Annotated in this window: 13 protein-coding genes; 1 reads left to right on the forward strand and 12 read right to left on the reverse strand. The window is 67.8% G+C overall.

The features are described from left to right. Positions 1 to 2 precede the first annotated feature (2 nt). Positions 3 to 1,271: a PAS domain-containing protein gene (locus tag AB8K43_RS05640; protein ID WP_370892330.1), complete on the forward strand. Its 1,269-nt coding sequence runs from the start codon at positions 3 to 5 to the stop codon at positions 1,269 to 1,271. Positions 1,272 to 1,353: 82 nt separating this feature from the next. On the opposite strand, the gene AB8K43_RS05645 is transcribed toward AB8K43_RS05640, so the two are convergent. The 12 genes from AB8K43_RS05645 to ftsZ form a co-directional block, all read right to left on the reverse strand. After that, positions 1,354 to 1,617: a GlsB/YeaQ/YmgE family stress response membrane protein gene (locus tag AB8K43_RS05645; RefSeq protein WP_370892332.1), complete on the reverse strand. Its 264-nt coding sequence runs from the start codon at positions 1,615 to 1,617 to the stop codon at positions 1,354 to 1,356. A 133-nt stretch (positions 1,618 to 1,750) separates the two neighbouring features. After that, a complete protein-coding gene (locus tag AB8K43_RS05650) occupies positions 1,751 to 3,856 on the reverse strand; it encodes a S9 family peptidase (protein ID WP_370892334.1) in 2,106 nt (701 codons plus the stop codon). Beyond that, entirely contained in the window at positions 3,853 to 7,452 is a 3,600-nt protein-coding gene (dnaE, locus tag AB8K43_RS05655; protein WP_370892336.1) for a DNA polymerase III subunit alpha, read from the reverse strand. Before dnaE ends, AB8K43_RS05650 begins: the two co-directional genes overlap by 4 nt. A 48-nt stretch (positions 7,453 to 7,500) precedes the next feature. Beyond that, complete coding sequence (locus AB8K43_RS05660) at positions 7,501 to 8,433, reverse strand: RluA family pseudouridine synthase (RefSeq protein WP_370892338.1); 933 nt, start codon at positions 8,431 to 8,433, stop codon at positions 7,501 to 7,503. After that, positions 8,430 to 8,990, reverse strand: a complete 561-nt coding sequence (gene lspA / locus AB8K43_RS05665) for a signal peptidase II (protein ID WP_370892340.1) — start codon at positions 8,988 to 8,990, stop codon at positions 8,430 to 8,432. The genes AB8K43_RS05660 and lspA overlap by 4 nt, the downstream gene beginning before the upstream one ends. Next, a complete protein-coding gene (locus AB8K43_RS05670; protein WP_370892342.1) occupies positions 8,963 to 9,427 on the reverse strand; it encodes a TraR/DksA family transcriptional regulator in 465 nt (154 codons plus the stop codon). The genes lspA and AB8K43_RS05670 overlap by 28 nt, the downstream gene beginning before the upstream one ends. A gap of 178 nt (positions 9,428 to 9,605) precedes the next feature. After that, positions 9,606 to 10,775 carry a DivIVA domain-containing protein gene (locus AB8K43_RS05675; protein WP_370892344.1) on the reverse strand — a complete coding sequence of 390 codons (1,170 nt, stop codon included), beginning with the start codon at positions 10,773 to 10,775 and terminating at the stop codon, positions 9,606 to 9,608. A gap of 97 nt (positions 10,776 to 10,872) precedes the next feature. After that, entirely contained in the window at positions 10,873 to 11,148 is a 276-nt protein-coding gene (locus tag AB8K43_RS05680) for a YggT family protein (protein ID WP_370892346.1), read from the reverse strand. Positions 11,149 to 11,224: 76 nt separating this feature from the next. Beyond that, entirely contained in the window at positions 11,225 to 11,701 is a 477-nt protein-coding gene (locus AB8K43_RS05685; protein ID WP_370892348.1) for a cell division protein SepF, read from the reverse strand. Positions 11,702 to 11,760: 59 nt separating this feature from the next. Then, on the reverse strand, positions 11,761 to 12,462 hold the full coding sequence (locus AB8K43_RS05690) for a YggS family pyridoxal phosphate-dependent enzyme (RefSeq protein WP_370892350.1): 702 nt from the start codon (positions 12,460 to 12,462) through the stop codon (positions 11,761 to 11,763). Next, positions 12,459 to 13,175, reverse strand: a complete 717-nt coding sequence (pgeF, locus tag AB8K43_RS05695) for a peptidoglycan editing factor PgeF (protein ID WP_370892352.1) — start codon at positions 13,173 to 13,175, stop codon at positions 12,459 to 12,461. The genes AB8K43_RS05690 and pgeF overlap by 4 nt, the downstream gene beginning before the upstream one ends. Positions 13,176 to 13,184: 9 nt before the next feature. After that, a complete protein-coding gene (gene ftsZ, locus AB8K43_RS05700; protein ID WP_370892354.1) occupies positions 13,185 to 14,393 on the reverse strand; it encodes a cell division protein FtsZ in 1,209 nt (402 codons plus the stop codon). Positions 14,394 to 14,417 lie beyond the last annotated feature (24 nt).

A 14,417-nucleotide genomic window follows, 5' to 3' on the forward strand; every position in this document is an offset into this window, starting at 1 on the left:
CGATGCCCGCCACGCCCACCGGAGCGACCCACGAGGTGCCCCCCGAGGACCTCTTCTTTTCGACCACCGATTCGCGTGGCGTCATCGACGAGGCCAATGAGGTCTTCGTTCGCAACGCCCGTTACTCGCGCGAGGACCTGATCGGGGCGCCGCACAGCATCATTCGCCACCCCGACATGCCGGCCGGTGTGTTCGCCTCGATGTGGGACATGCTCGGCGAAGGGCGACCGGTCTGCGCCTACGTCCGTAACCTCGCAGGAGACGGCAGCTCGTATTGGGCCTTCGCCACGATCACCCCTATCGATGGTGACCGCTACCTGTCGGTGCGCTCTGGCCCGGTGAACTTCGAGGCCCGCGATCTGCTCTCCGGTCTCTATCAGAGTCTGCGGGAGCAGGAGCGTGCTGCCCGAGCTGCCGGTCGGTCCGCGCACGAGGTCGGAATGCTCGGTCGCGCACTCCTTGGCGAAGCGCTCCGAGACCAGGGATTCGCCGACTACGACGAACTCCAACTCGACCTCGTTCCGGTCGAAGTGGCGGCGCGCGAAGGGGGAGCTGTCGAGGTCCCGACCGAGGTCGGCGACCCGGGTGCCGACGCGCTCCTCGCCGAGATCGCCACCCTGCGCGCGGAGCTCGGCGTGTTCGCCGACGCCGTCGGCGCCTCGCTCGCCGGGGTCGACGGATTGCGCCGTGACCTCCGCCGGGCGCGCGCGCACCTCGCCGAACTCGATGAGCTCATCGACGACGAGGAATCGCGGGAGCGAATCGTGGCCGCGAGCCGAGCGGTCGAGGACACCTGGCCCGTCCTCGATGAGGTCATGGCACGGCGCAAGCGGCTGCGTCTCACCACCGCCATCGCTCGGCTCCAGGCCGAGGCGATCGCCCGGTTCGTCGCGGCCGCAGTCGCGGGGCGCGAGGACCTGCCGTCGTCGCGCCACGCCGCCGAAAGCCTGACCGCAGCTCTCGGCTCGATCGTCGATGCCGATGTCGCCGCCGACCAGCAGGCCGCATCGGCTCTGACTGCGCGGATCCGCTCCGGGCTCGATGCGCTGCGGGCGATCCCGATGCACCTGCTCGCCGCCGCCCCCGACACTGCGGGCCTGATGACCGTGCTCGACGCGCTCGTCGGGCAGAGCGAGCGGATCAGGAGCGGGATCGACGCCGTGATCGGTCCCGACACCACCCTTGACCTCGATGACCTCAAGGTCCGCCTAAACCGGATCGATGAGCTCGCCGCCGCGTGGGCCCCAAGCGGTGAGGATGATCCGGTCTAGAGCTGGCCAGCGCCCTGACACACCAAAGCCGCGGCGCACCCGATGATCGGGTGTGCCGCGGCTTTAGCGCTCAAATGGCGTCTTAGCGGCGACGCCCAGTCACCAGTCCGACGAGGAAGAGCAGCACGCACGCGCCACCCAGGGCGGTGAGGAAGCTGAAGATCAGCCCGCCGCCTTCGACGTCAACGCCCAGAAGGCCGAGAATCCAGCCACCGAGCAGACCGCCGACGATGCCGACGACGATGTTGAGAATGATGCCCTGCTGAGCATCGGTTCCCATGATCTTGCTCGCAATCCAGCCAGCGAGACCACCGATGATAATCCAACCGATGATGCCCAAACCCACGGTTCATCACACCTTTCACATCATGGCCCGGCGCTTCGCCGGGCCTTCACATACTGAGACGTTAGTGCGCCGCTATGCCGCAATGGGGGATTGCTTGATATCAAAACGGCATACCTCCTTTAGGGTGGAATTCCTAGGGGCGTGCCGCTCCGATGCGATCGAGCAGCCACGACCACTCCCAGGCCACCTGCCGCCATGCGTCATAGCGCCCGGATCGGCCGCCGTGTCCCGCCTCGAGTTCCGTGCGAAGCAGGATCGGCCGGCGCACCGGGTCGTTGGTCACGGTGGCGCGCAACCGGGCGATCCACTTCGCCGGTTCGGTGTAACTCACCCGCGTGTCGTTCAGCGATGTGGTCGCAAGAATCGCCGGATAGTCTCGCGCCGCGATGTTCTCGTAGGGGCTGTAGGCCCGCATCCGCGCGTATACCTCGGCGTCGTGAAGGGGGTCTCCCCACTCCTCCCATTCCATCACCGTCAGCGGGAGTTCTGGGCGCAGGACGGTCGTTAAGGCATCCACGAAGGGAACTGCTGCGTGGACCGCGGCGAAGCGATCGGGCGCGAGATTCACGGCGGCCCCAATCAGCAGGCCACCGGCTGAACCCCCTTCTGCCGCAAGGCGATCGGGCGCGACCCAGCCTGACTGCACGAGGTGGTCGGCACAGGCAACGAAGTCGCTGAAGGTGTTGGCCTTGGCCGCCATCTTCCCGTCGTCGTACCACCCGCGCCCGAGCTCTCCTCCCCCGCGCACATGCGCGACCGCCCAGACGACGCCGCGCTGGAGCAGGCTCAGCCGGGCGACCGAGAAATAGGGGTCCATCGAGATCTCGTAGGCGCCGTAGCCGTAAAGGATCCCGGGAGCGGACCCATCGGGCTGAACATCGCGGTGGCGCACGATCGTGAGGGGCACTGCCGTCCCGTCCGGGGCCGTGGCCCACTCGCGGGTGGCGCGGAACGCCCCGAGGTCGACCTCACCGCGCACCGGCTGCTCACGCAGCAAGATCACCTCATCGGTCGCGAGCACCAGGTCGCTCACCCGGCGCGGTTGCGTCCAGGACTCGGTGACGATCCGCAGCCGATCGGTCGAGGGCTCCGGCGTGTCGCCGAGGTGGATGGCGGTGAGATCTCCGGGGACGGTGACCGCCTTCGGCGTGTCGTAGCCCTCCCCCAGCCGCGGGAGGAGGCGAAGGGTGGGCAGTCCCCCGTGACGCAGCACCAGCACCGCGACCCGGTCGAAGGCCTCGACCCCGAGGAAGCGCTCGCCCTCGCCGGGTTCGAGCAGGGGTTGCCATTGGTCGGCGCGTTCGGTGGTGAGCGGCGCGATTGCGAGCTCGCCCTCGCGGGTGTGGGTGTTGTGAACGATCAGGAGGTGATCGCGGGCCACCTCGACGCCGTACTCGACGCCGTCGCGGCGTGGGGTCACGCAGCGAAACGCTGCACCGGGCTCGATGGCATCCGCGAGCCACCACTCGCTCGTGGTCTTGCTCCCGATCGCCAGGCACACCCAGCGGTCATCGCGGGAGGTATCCAGACCGATCCAAAAGCGCTCGTCCGGCTCGCTGAAGACCAACTCGTCGGCCTCAGCCGAGGCGCCGATCTGGTGACGCCAGACCTCGTGCGGGCGCCAGGCGTCATCGACGCGGGTGTAGAGCAGTTCGCGGCCGCCGCCGGCGAAGGCGAGCCCGTAGCCGATGCCAGTGACCGCGCGATCGAGGATCTCCCCGGTCGTGAGGTCGACCACGGTGACGTCGTAGCGCTCATCGCCGCTCACATCGACGGAGTACGCGAGCAGGCGGTGATCGGCCGAGACGGTGGAGGCACCGATCTCAAAGAAATCGTGACCCTCGGCGAGCGCCTCCCCGTCGATCAAGATCTGTTCCCCCGGCAGGGCCGACCCGTCGGTGAGGACCGGCACCTCGCGGGCGCCGGCGATCGGAGCGCGGCAGTGGAGCGCGTACTGCTGCCCCTCGACGGTGCGGGTGTAGTACCACCAGGGGCCGCTCGCCACGGGGACGGTGAGGTCGCTCTCTTGGACGCGGGAGCGAATCTCGTCGAAGATCGCGCCGCGGACCGGCTCGAGGTGGGCCGTCATCGCCTCCGCGTAGTCATTTTCGGCGGCGAGATAGGCACGGACCGCGGGATCATCGGCGTCGCGCAGCCATTCGTAGGCATCATCGACGACCTCGCCGTGATGCTCACGGCGGTGCGCGCGCCGCGCGGCGATCGGTGGATCGATGCTCATGCGGTGACCGCCCGCGGCCCGAGGAGCACCTTGAGGTCGCCGATCAAGGCCTCGCTCGCTTCGACCCGGTAGGACTGGTCGACGGTCATCGTGACCGAGCGGCCCGGCTGGACGAGCTTGATCCGCACCTCCGTCCCTCCGGGATGCCGAGCGAGGACCGACTTCACCTCTTCGATCCGACCGGTGGTCGCCCGAGCGACATCCATCGTCAGCACGATCGGGCCGCGCGGCCCGTCGGTGACCTCCGGGATCCGCAGGTCCTCGGCGAAGATCGAGACCGAGTCATCGCGGCGCTTCACCCGGCCTCGGACCACCGCGACGATGTCCTGGGTGAGCAAGGTCTGGACGGTCATATAGGTCTTGGGGAAGAAGAGGCATTCGATCGCGCCCTGGAGGTCCTCGACGGTCGCGATCGCCCAGAGGTCCCCCTTCTTGGTGCGCTTGACCTGCAACGAGGTGACAAGGCCCGCGACCGTGACGCTGCGCCCATCCGGGGTCTCGCCGTCGGGGTCCATCAAGGTCGCGATCTCGGTGTCCGCCGCGCGCTGGAGGACATGTTCGATGCCAAAGAGCGGGTGATCGCTCACGTAGAGGCCCAGCATCTCGCGCTCGTTGGCGAGCTTGGCGCGCTTATCCCACTCCACGCTCGGGATGGGACGCAGGCCCATCGCCTCGATCCCCGCTGGCCCCTGATCGCCGGCGTCGTCGCCGAAGAGATCCCACAGGCTGTCCTGGCCGACGGCCTCCTGACGCTTTTGCCCAACGAAGGCGTCGACGTACTCCTCGTGCACCATCGCAAGGCCCTGGCGCGGGTGGCCGAGTTCGTCGAAGGCGCCGGCCTTGATCAGGGACTCGATGGTGCGCTTGTTGCAGACGACCGCCGGGCACTTGGCGAGGAAATCGTCGAAGGAGGTGAAGTCCCCCTTCTCCTCGCGCGCGGCCACGATCTCCTCGACCACATGGCGCCCGACATTGCGGATCGCCTCAAGGCCGAAGCGGATATCGGTCCCGACCGCCGCGAAGTCGGCGACCGAGGCGTTGACATCCGGCGGGAGCACCTTGATCCCCATGTGGCGGCACTCGTTGAGGTAGAGGGCGGACTTGTCCTTGTCGTCGCGCACGCTCGTCAGCAGCGCCGCCATGTATTCGGCCGGGTAGTTCGCCTTGAGGTAGGCGGTCCAGTACGAGACCAGGCCGTAGGCCGCCGTGTGCGCCTTGTTGAACGCGTAGTCGGAGAAGGGGACGAGCACGCCCCAGAGGGCGGCGATCGAGGCCTCGTTGTAGCCGTTGGCCTTCATCCCCTCGGAGAAGGGGACGTACTCGGCGTCGAGGACTTCTTTCTTCTTCTTGCCCATCGCCCGGCGGAGCAGATCGGCGTTACCGAGGGTGTAGCCCGCGAGCTTTTGGGCGATCTCCATGACCTGCTCCTGGTAGATCACCAGGCCGTAGGTCATCGAGAGGATCGGGTCGAGCGCGTCGACCATCGCCGGCTGCAACTTGCCCTTTAGGGCCGGGTCGAGCGGGATGATCTCCTGCTTGCCGTTCTTGCGCAGCGCGAAGTTGGTGTGCGCGTTAACACCCATCGGGCCCGGCCGGTAGAGCGCGAGCGCGGCCGAGATGTCTTCGAAGTTATCCGGTTGCATCAAGCGCAGCAGGGAGCGCATCCCGCCGCCGTCGAGCTGGAAGATCCCGAGGGTGTCGCCGCGCGCCAACAGCGCATAGGTCGCCGGGTCGGTCATGTCCTTGGACAACTCATCGAGGTCGATGTCCTCGCCGCGGTTTTCTTTAATGCCGCGGATAGCGTCGTCGAGGATCGTGAGGTTGCGCAGGCCGAGGAAGTCCATCTTGACCAGGCCCAGCTGCTCGCAGCTCGGGTAGTCGAACTGGGTGATGACCGCCCCGTCCTGCAGCCGCCGCATGATCGGGATGACATCGATCAAGGGCTCACTCGACATGATGATGCCGGCGGCGTGGACCCCCCATTGGCGCTTGAGGTTTTCTAGCCCTCGCGCGGTCTCGACGACCTCGCCATAGTACCCCTCGGTCTCGACGAGATCGCGGAACTCCTTGCCCTCGTCATAGCGGGGGTGCTCTGGGTCATAGATCCCGGTGAGCGGCACGCCCTTGCCCATCACATCGGCGGGCATCGCCTTGGTGAGGGTCTCTCCGACGGAGAAGGGGTGGCCGAGCACCCGGGAGGCGTCCTTGACGGCCTGCTTGGCCTTGATCGTCCCGTACGTGACGATGTAGGACACCCGGTCGTCGCCGTACTTCTCGGTGACATAGCGGATGACCTCGCCGCGCCGGCGCTCGTCGAAGTCGACATCGAAGTCGGGCATGGAGGCCCGCTCGGGGTTCAAGAAGCGCTCAAAGATCAGCCCGTGCGGGATCGGGTCCAAGTCGGTGATCCCCATGGCGTACGCGCACATGGACCCCGCGCCGGAGCCTCGTCCCGGACCGACTCGGATGCCCTGGCGCTTGGCCCAGTTGATGAAGTCGGCGACGACGAGGAAGTACCCCGCGTATCCCTTGCCGATGATCACCTCTTGCTCATACGCGGCCTGGCGCTGCGCGTAATCGGGCACCCCATCGGGGAAGCGACGGGCAAGCCCGCTCGCGCATTCCTTGATGAACCAACTCGTCTCGTCCTCCCCTTCGGGGCAGGGGAAGCGCGGCATGTAGCGCCCTTCGCCCTCGGTGAACGAGACATCGCATTGCTCGGCGATCAGCAGGGTGTTGTCGCACGCCTCCGGCAACTCGCGCCAGAGCTCGCGCATCGCGGCGGGCGACTTGATGTAGAACTCATCCGAGCCGAACTTAAAGCGGTTGGGGTCGTGCAGGGTCGCGCCGGAGTTGATGCAGAGCAGGGCGCTGTGCGCTTGGGCGTCGGCCTGGGTCGCGTAATGCAGGTCATTGGTCGCAAGCAGCGGCAGCTGGAGGTCCCTCGCGAGTCGGAGCAGATCCTTACGGACCCGACGCTCGATGTCGTCGTCGAGGTGGTGCTCCATGAGCTCGCAGTAGAAGCTGTCGGCACCGAAGATGTCTTTGAGATCCGAGGCCGCCTGGCGAGCCTGGTCGTACTGGCCGAGGCGGATCCGCGTCTGGATCTCCCCCGAGGGGCAGCCGGTCGTCGCGATCAGGCCCTTGCCGTAGGTGCTGAGCAGTTCGTTGTCGATCCGGGGGTACTTGGCGTACACCTGATCCAAGGAGGCCTGCGAGCCCATCCGGAAGAGGTTGTGCATCCCCGCGTTATCGCGCGCGAGCAGGGTCATATGGGTGTAGAGACCGCGGTTGGAGACGTCATCGCGCTCCTGCCCCCGCTCGCCCCAGGTGCGCCGCTCGCGGTCGGTGCGGTGAGTGCCCGGGGTGACATAGGCCTCGAGGCCGATGATCGGCTTGACGTCGTACTTGCGCGCCGTGGACCAGAACTCGTAGGCCCCGAAGAGGTAGCCGTGATCGGTCATCGCGATCGCCGGCATCCCCATCTCCTGGGCGATGGCAAACATATCCCCCACCCGGGCCGCACCATCGAGCATCGAGTACTCGGTGTGGTTATGGAGGTGGACGAAGTTCTTCTCACGGGGCAGCATCGACATCGCGCTCGATTCTAGATCCGCGGGCCGACAACCGGTCGCAGCGACCCGCTAGGCCGGAGTGAGACGCTCCAAGGCCGCGGCGAGGTCCTCGGGGTAGGTGCTCTCGTAGTGCACGTACTCGCCCGTCCCGGGGTGGGTGAAGCCAAGGCCCATGGCATGGAGCCACTGCCGCTCGAGGCCAAGGGACCGGGCGAGGACCGGGTCTGCTCCATACAGCGGGTCCCCGACGCACGGATGCCGAAGGGCGGCCATGTGCACCCTGATCTGGTGAGTCCGTCCGGTCTCGAGGTGCACCTCGAGCAGGGACGCGTGACGGAAGGCTTCGAGCAATTCGTAGTGGGTGACGGCGTGCTTGCCCGAGTCCATCACGGCGAACTTGTAGTCATGACCGGGATGACGCCCGATCGGTGCGTCGATCGTGCCAGCGTGCGGGTCGGGCAGGCCCTGGACGAGCGCGTGGTACGTCTTATCGACCCGGCGTTCCTTGAAGGCCCGCTTGAGCACCGAGTAGGCGTACTCGCTCTTGCAGACGACCATCAGGCCCGAGGTCCCGACGTCGAGCCGCGAGACGATCCCCTGGCGCTCGCTCGCTCCGCTCGTGCTGATCCGGTATCCCGCCGCGGCGAGTCCGCCGAGGACGGTCGGGCCCTGCCAGCCGACGCTCGGGTGGGCGGCAACGCCCACGGGCTTGTCGACCACCACGATGTCGTCGTCATCGTGGATGATCCGCATCCCGGGTACCGGCTCGGCGACGACCTCCAGGCTGGGGCTCACTGGCGCGGCGGGCAGGGTGACCTCCAGGTGGGCCCCGGCGCGCACCCGCTCGGATTTGGCCACCACCTTGTGGTCGAGGACGACATGGCCCGCGCTCGCGAGCTCGGCAGCGCGGGTCCGGGACAGACCAAACAGCCGGGCGATCGCGGCATCGACCCGCTCCCCCTCGAGGCCGTCTGGGATGAGGACATTACGGGTCTGGCTCACTGCTCCCCCTTCGGCCCGCCGAGCGGGACATCCTTGATCATGAGGGCAACGACCAGCACCGCCCCGACCACGATCCAGATATCGGCCACATTGCCGACGAAATAGCCGGCGTAGTCGATGAAGTCCACGACATGCCCGCGGCCGGGTCCGGGCTCGCGGAAGAAGCGGTCGATCAGGTTCCCGAGCGATCCCCCGAGGATCAGCCCGAGGGCGATCGCCCACGCGGGGTGGGTGAGCTTCCTCGCGGCCCAGATGATCCCGAGCGTGATCAGCACCGCGAGCGCGGTCATCACCCAGGTCACCTCGTTGCCAAGGGAGAAGGCGGCCCCGGAGTTACGGATCAACCGCAAGCTGAGCAGATCGCCCACGACCGGCACCCGGTGTCCATCGGCGAGCGCGCTCAAGGCCCAGACCTTGCTCGCCTGATCGGCGATCAGCCCGATCACCGCGATCGCGGCCATCGCCCACCGCAGGCGCGAGGAGCCCCCTTCGACCTGGCGGGACGGTGTCGTTGTGGGTGTCTCGCCGGTCAGCGTCGTTCCTGTTTCGTTTTGCATCGCACGCACAGGGTCGCACGCGGATAGGCCTGGAGTCGAAGCTTGCCGACCGCCTCGCCGCAGGCCTCACAGACCCCGTAGGTGCCATCCTTGATCCGCTCCAGAGCATGCAGACCCTGATCCAGCATCGCGCGAGCGTTGTTGGCGAGGCTGATCTCCTGCTCCCGCTCGAAGGTCTTCGCACCGGCGTCGGCCTGGTCGTCCCCGGCGCCCTCGACCGTGTCGCGCATGAGATCAACGATCTCGTGCTCGGCGCTTGCGATCTCGGCCCGCAGGTGGTCGACATCTTCTTGGAGGTCTCGGCGCACGGCCTTGAGCTCTGCGGCGGTCCACGGGGACTCGTCCTCGCGCACCAACAGGCGGGACCGGTCTCCGCCCCCGCCCTTCTTCGCGCCCGTCGTGCTCTTGGCGCTCTTCTTCGCCGCTTTGGTCGCCATGCCCCGTCCCTTACCTGGTCAGCCGCAGTCGAAGGCGCCCTACAGCGCCTTCGGTGGCCTGAGGATAGGCGCTCCGAGCCCCTGGCGGCCACTTAACTCGCCGTCAACAAAAGGGGCCGAGCACCCGCTCCGGTGCTCGGCCCCTTTTTTTGTGCGTGGTCTACCACGCCAGGTGGCGTCAGTGCTGGTGAGCCTGCTCGGTGCTGGCACCGGTCGACTCGAGGTCCTTCAGCTGACCCGTGATGTACGCCTTCAGGCGACCGCGGTAGTCGCTTTCGAAGGAACGCAACTCGGCGATCTGGCGCTCAATCCCCTCGCGCTGGGTGGTGAGGTCGTCAAGAATCTTCTTCTTGTTGTTCTCCGCCTCGGTCACCATGCCCGTCGCGCGGTTTCGCGCTTCACCGACCAACTGGTCGCGGGTGCTGGTGCCCTCGCCGACGAGCTGGTCATGCTGGGACTGGCCGGAGGAGACGAGCTCGTCGTGGCGACGCTGACCGGTGGCGACCAGCTCATCGTGCTGAGCCTGGCCGGTCGCGATCAACTCGTCGTGGCGGCGCTGACCGGTCGAGATCAGCGTGTCGTGCTGCGAGCGAGCCTCGGCGACCAGCTTGTCGCGGGTGGTCTGACCCTCGGCGACATGCTCGTCGTGCAGGCGCTGCGCCAGGGCGATCAGGCCGGTAGCCGACGTCCCGCCGACACCGGCAGCGGCGGCCATGTCATTGGCCGGGGCGGCCGCGGGCGCTGCGGCCTCGGGGGCCGGGCGGTTGGCCGCCTCCTGCTGGCGCTTGGTGGCCTCGGCCTCGGCGCGCTCGGCCGCGGCGTTGGCCCGAGCGATCCGCTCCTGGGCGGCGCGCTCGGCCTCTTCGGCGCGCGCACCCACAAGTTCGATGCGCTCCTTGGACTCGCGCTCGATGCGCTCGACCTGCTCCTGCGCGCTCGCGACTCGGGCCTGGCCATCCTTGACCTCGCGGGCCTGCTCCTGGTCCGCACGTGCCTGACGCTGCTCGAGGTCGGCGAGGCGGGACTCGGCGTCGACGCGGGCCCCCTTCTCGCGCTCCAACCGCGAGCGAAGGTCGTCAAGCTGACGGGACAGGTCCTCGCCACGACGCTGGGCGTCGTCGCGCTGCCGGGTCATGGCCGCGAGCTCCTGAGGAGCCGCACCGGCCGCGTTGCCTCCAGCGCCACCGTCCTCGACCCGGGTCCGCAGGTCCTCGGACTCCTTGACCATGCGTCGCATCTCCGCGACGACCTCGTCGAGGAAGTCATCGACCTCGCGCTCGTCGTAGCCACGACGGAACTGGGTCTGCGTAAACGTCTTATTAAGGACGTCCTCGGGCGTCAGCGCCATCATCTACTCCTCATCAACGGTGAGCTGGGGAACCAGCTGAAACAGCACACAGTGAGACGTCCGCGCGTCGCGCCCGGACGTGTCTCACCTGTTCAGACTAGACGATTCGTAACAACAAGGAAACGACGAGGAGCACGATCAAGAAGGCGAGGTCGATCGCCACGCCGCCGATGCGCAGGGGTGGGACGACCCTGCGCACGGCCTTTAACGGCGGATCGGTCAGCGTGTAGACGGTCTCGGCGATCACGAGCAGTGGGCCGCGGGGCCGCCATTGGCGGGCAAAGACCTGGATCCACTCCAGCACCAAGCGCCCCAATAGGACGACGAAATACACAAAGAGGATCAGGTGAAGGATCGCGCGGACCGTGCTCATGGCTCTATTGGATCAAATCGAGGAGCGCTGCTTAAGAGCCCGCGCACGATCGAACCGATGGTTACTCGCGGCTCGTTCAGCTCTGGTTGAACAGACCGCGGGCAGGACCGGCCTCGGCGGCGGCACCCTCGGCGTCGACCTCGATGTGCTCGGGTGAGAGAAGGAACACCTTGTTGGTGACCCGCTCGATCGACCCGTGGAGACCAAAGACCAGACCGGCGGCGAAGTCGACCAGGCGCTTGGCGTCGGCATCGTCCATGTCCGTCAGGTTCATGATCACCGGGGTGTTCGCGCGGAAGCTCTCCCCGATGGCGCGCGCGTCGTTGTAGGTGCGCGGGTGGATGGTCGTGATGCGATTCAAGGGGGCCACCTCGGCATCGTGGATCGGCGCCACCGGCCGAAGGGGGGTCACCTGGGCCCGCGGCTCGTGGGTGGCATAAGGAGCCTCCTGCTCGTAACCCTCGTCGTACCCGTCGTCGGCGTACTCGGCGTCGTACCGCTCGTCTTCAGCGAGCCCGAGGTAGACCATCGTTTTGCGCAGTGCCCCAGCCATGTCTCTCCCTTGTGCAGCCAGTTCGTCCCGTGTGGCGGCGTGTTCGGTCGTGACTGAAGTTACCCGTGTGACTCGCGTTCTTTGAGGATTGCGGTCCCGACACGCAGGTGTGTCGCCCCAAATTCGATCGCGGCTTCCAGATCGGCGCTCATCCCAGCCGAGATCATGCGCGCCGTCGGATGGTCCCGGCGGACCTCTTCGGCGATCCCCGCAAGATGCTCGAAGGCCTCGCGTGGGTCGGCCCCGAGCGGAGCGACCGCCATCACCCCACCCGGTCGCAGACCGCTCGCGGCGATCTCATCGACGAGCGCGCGGACCTCGTCGGGGCGGGCTCCACCGCGTCCGGGCTGCGGGGTCGGGTCGAGATCGACCTGGACGAGCGCGGTGAGATCGCGTCCGGATTCGGCGGCGGACCGGGCGAGCCGCGCGATCACCTTCGCGCGGTCCACCGAGTGGACCACATCGGCCCATCGCGCCACCGCGGCGGCCTTCTTCGACTGCAGTTGACCGATGAAGTGCCATCGCAGGTCCGGCGGGAGCCCACCCTGCTCGACCTTGACGCGGGCCTCCTGCTCGCGACTCTCGCCCACGTCGCGCACGCCAAGTTCGGCGAGCAGGTCGATGTCGCTGCGGGGGAAGGTCTTGGTGACCACGATGAGGTCGACGTCATCGCGGGGTCGCCCAAAGGCGTCACAGGCCGCCCCGATCCGCCGGTTAACCTCGGCCAGGCCTTCGGCGAGCACCTCGCGCCGCGAGCTCATTGGTGACGCCTCACGATCACCCCGGCGGTACGGCCCGTCACGCCGTCGCGCCGATACGAATAGAGGTCGTCTCGCTCGCGCGTGCATCCCGGCACCCAGGTGACTGGGACGGCGCCGGCGTGCAACTGCTCGACCACCCCCGCGGCGACATCGATCGCGGGGGTCCCGATCCAGGTGACCGCCGAGGCGGCCGGGCTCACCGAGGCGGCCTCGGCGCGCATCGGCTCCGGCACTTCGTAGCACCGGCCGCACACCGAGGGGCCCACCGTGGCCTCGATCTCGCGGGCTCCGAGGTCACGCATCGCTTCGATGACGGCGGGGATCACGCCCGCCATCATCCCCGGGCGGCCGGCATGAGCCACCGCGATCACCCCTGCGCGCTCGTCCTTAAGCAGCACGGGGGTGCAATCGGCCACCAAGACCGCAAGCGCGAGGTCGGCCTCGGTCGTCACCATCGCGTCAGCGGTCGGCGGGTGATCCACCGAGCCTTGATCGACCTGCGCCACCTCCGCGCCGTGAACCTGGTTCATGTACACGACGCTCGTGACCCCGAGCGCCCGCGCCACCGCATCGCGATTCGCCCGCACGTCCTCCAGCCGATCGCCGACGTGCGACCCGAGGTTGAGCCCCGCGTACGGGCCCTCACTGCGCCCATCGCCACGATCGGTGAAGGCCAGCGTCACCTCACCGTCGTCTTCACGCCACGAGAGCACGAAGGGTGACTACTTGAGGAAATCGGGCACGTCGAGGTCATCTTCGCGCGGGGTGTAGGGACGCGAAGGGACCGGGGCCGGCGCGGGGTCGACGGGGTGCACCGGGGCGTGCTCGTCGACCTCGACCGCCTCGCCGGGAGCCTCGTGCGAGACGGGCTGCGACGCGGGCGGTGCCGCAGCCGGCGCCGGAGCGGCAGCGGGCGCGGGTGCGGGGCGGGACTCGCCAACAGATCCAAGAGAGCGGGCCTGGGCCTCGGTGCGCTTGGCCGGCGCGCCACCATCGAAGCCGGCAGCGATGACGGTGACCCGCACCTCGTCGCCGAGCGCATCATCGATGACCGCACCGAAGATGATGTTGGCCTCCGGGTGAGCAGCCTCTTGGACCAGCCGTGCCGCCTCGTTGATTTCGAAGAGGCCGAGGTCGCTGCCACCTTGGACCGAGAGCAGCACGCCGTGAGCCCCGTCGATGCTCGCCTCGAGCAGCGGGCTGGAGATGGCGAGCTCGGAGGCCTGGACCGCGCGGTCCTCTCCGCGGGCCGAGCCGATCCCCATCAGGGCGGAGCCGGCGCCCTGCATGACCGACTTCACGTCGGCGAAGTCGAGGTTGATCAGACCCGGCGTGGTGATGAGGTCGGTGATCCCCTGGACACCGGAGAGCAGCACCTGGTCGGCGCTGCGGAAGGCATCGAGCATGCTGACATTGCGGTCGCTGATTGACAGCAGCCGGTCGTTGGGGATCACGATCAGGGTGTCGACCTCGTCGCGCAGCTGCCCGATCCCCGCGTCGGCCTGGTTGGCCCGGCGTCGCCCTTCGAAGGTGAAGGGCCGGGTGACGACACCGATGGTGAGCGCGCCGAGGCCCTTGGCGATCTTGGCGACGACCGGCGCTCCGCCGGTACCCGTCCCGCCGCCCTCCCCTGCGGTGACGAAGACCATGTCGGCGCCCTTGAGCACCTCTTCGATCTCTTCGGCGTGATCCTCGGCGGCCTTGCGACCGACCTCGGGATCCGCTCCGGCACCGAGGCCGCGCGTCAGCTCGCGGCCGACGTCCAACTTGACGTCGGCGTCGGACATGAGCAAGGCCTGGGCGTCGGTGTTGATCGCGATGAACTCAACACCCTTAAGGCCCACCTCGATCATCCGGTTGATGGCGTTGACACCGCCGCCGCCGATGCCGACGACCTTGATGACGGCCAAGTAGTTCTGGGGTGATGCCACGGCGGGGTCTCCTGACGTCCTGCA

Source organism: Janibacter sp. GXQ6167, from assembly GCF_041365945.1.
Classification (GTDB): domain Bacteria; phylum Actinomycetota; class Actinomycetes; order Actinomycetales; family Dermatophilaceae; genus JBGFSK01.

What these genes read in the sequence shown, in the direction of transcription:
- lspA (WP_370892340.1), bottom strand. Translation starts at nt 8,990, where the DNA reads ATGCAAAACGAAACAGGAACGACGCTGACCGGCGAGACACCCACAACG.
- AB8K43_RS05650 (WP_370892334.1), bottom strand. Translation starts at nt 3,856, where the DNA reads ATGAGCATCGATCCACCGATCGCCGCGCGGCGCGCGCACCGCCGTGAG.
- dnaE (WP_370892336.1), bottom strand. Translation starts at nt 7,452, where the DNA reads ATGTCGATGCTGCCCCGTGAGAAGAACTTCGTCCACCTCCATAACCAC.
- AB8K43_RS05680 (WP_370892346.1), bottom strand. Translation starts at nt 11,148, where the DNA reads ATGAGCACGGTCCGCGCGATCCTTCACCTGATCCTCTTTGTGTATTTC.
- AB8K43_RS05640 (WP_370892330.1), top strand. Translation starts at nt 3, where the DNA reads ATGCCCGCCACGCCCACCGGAGCGACCCACGAGGTGCCCCCCGAGGAC.
- AB8K43_RS05685 (WP_370892348.1), bottom strand. Translation starts at nt 11,701, where the DNA reads ATGGCTGGGGCACTGCGCAAAACGATGGTCTACCTCGGGCTCGCTGAA.
- AB8K43_RS05690 (WP_370892350.1), bottom strand. Translation starts at nt 12,462, where the DNA reads ATGAGCTCGCGGCGCGAGGTGCTCGCCGAAGGCCTGGCCGAGGTTAAC.
- AB8K43_RS05670 (WP_370892342.1), bottom strand. Translation starts at nt 9,427, where the DNA reads ATGGCGACCAAAGCGGCGAAGAAGAGCGCCAAGAGCACGACGGGCGCG.
- AB8K43_RS05675 (WP_370892344.1), bottom strand. Translation starts at nt 10,775, where the DNA reads ATGGCGCTGACGCCCGAGGACGTCCTTAATAAGACGTTTACGCAGACC.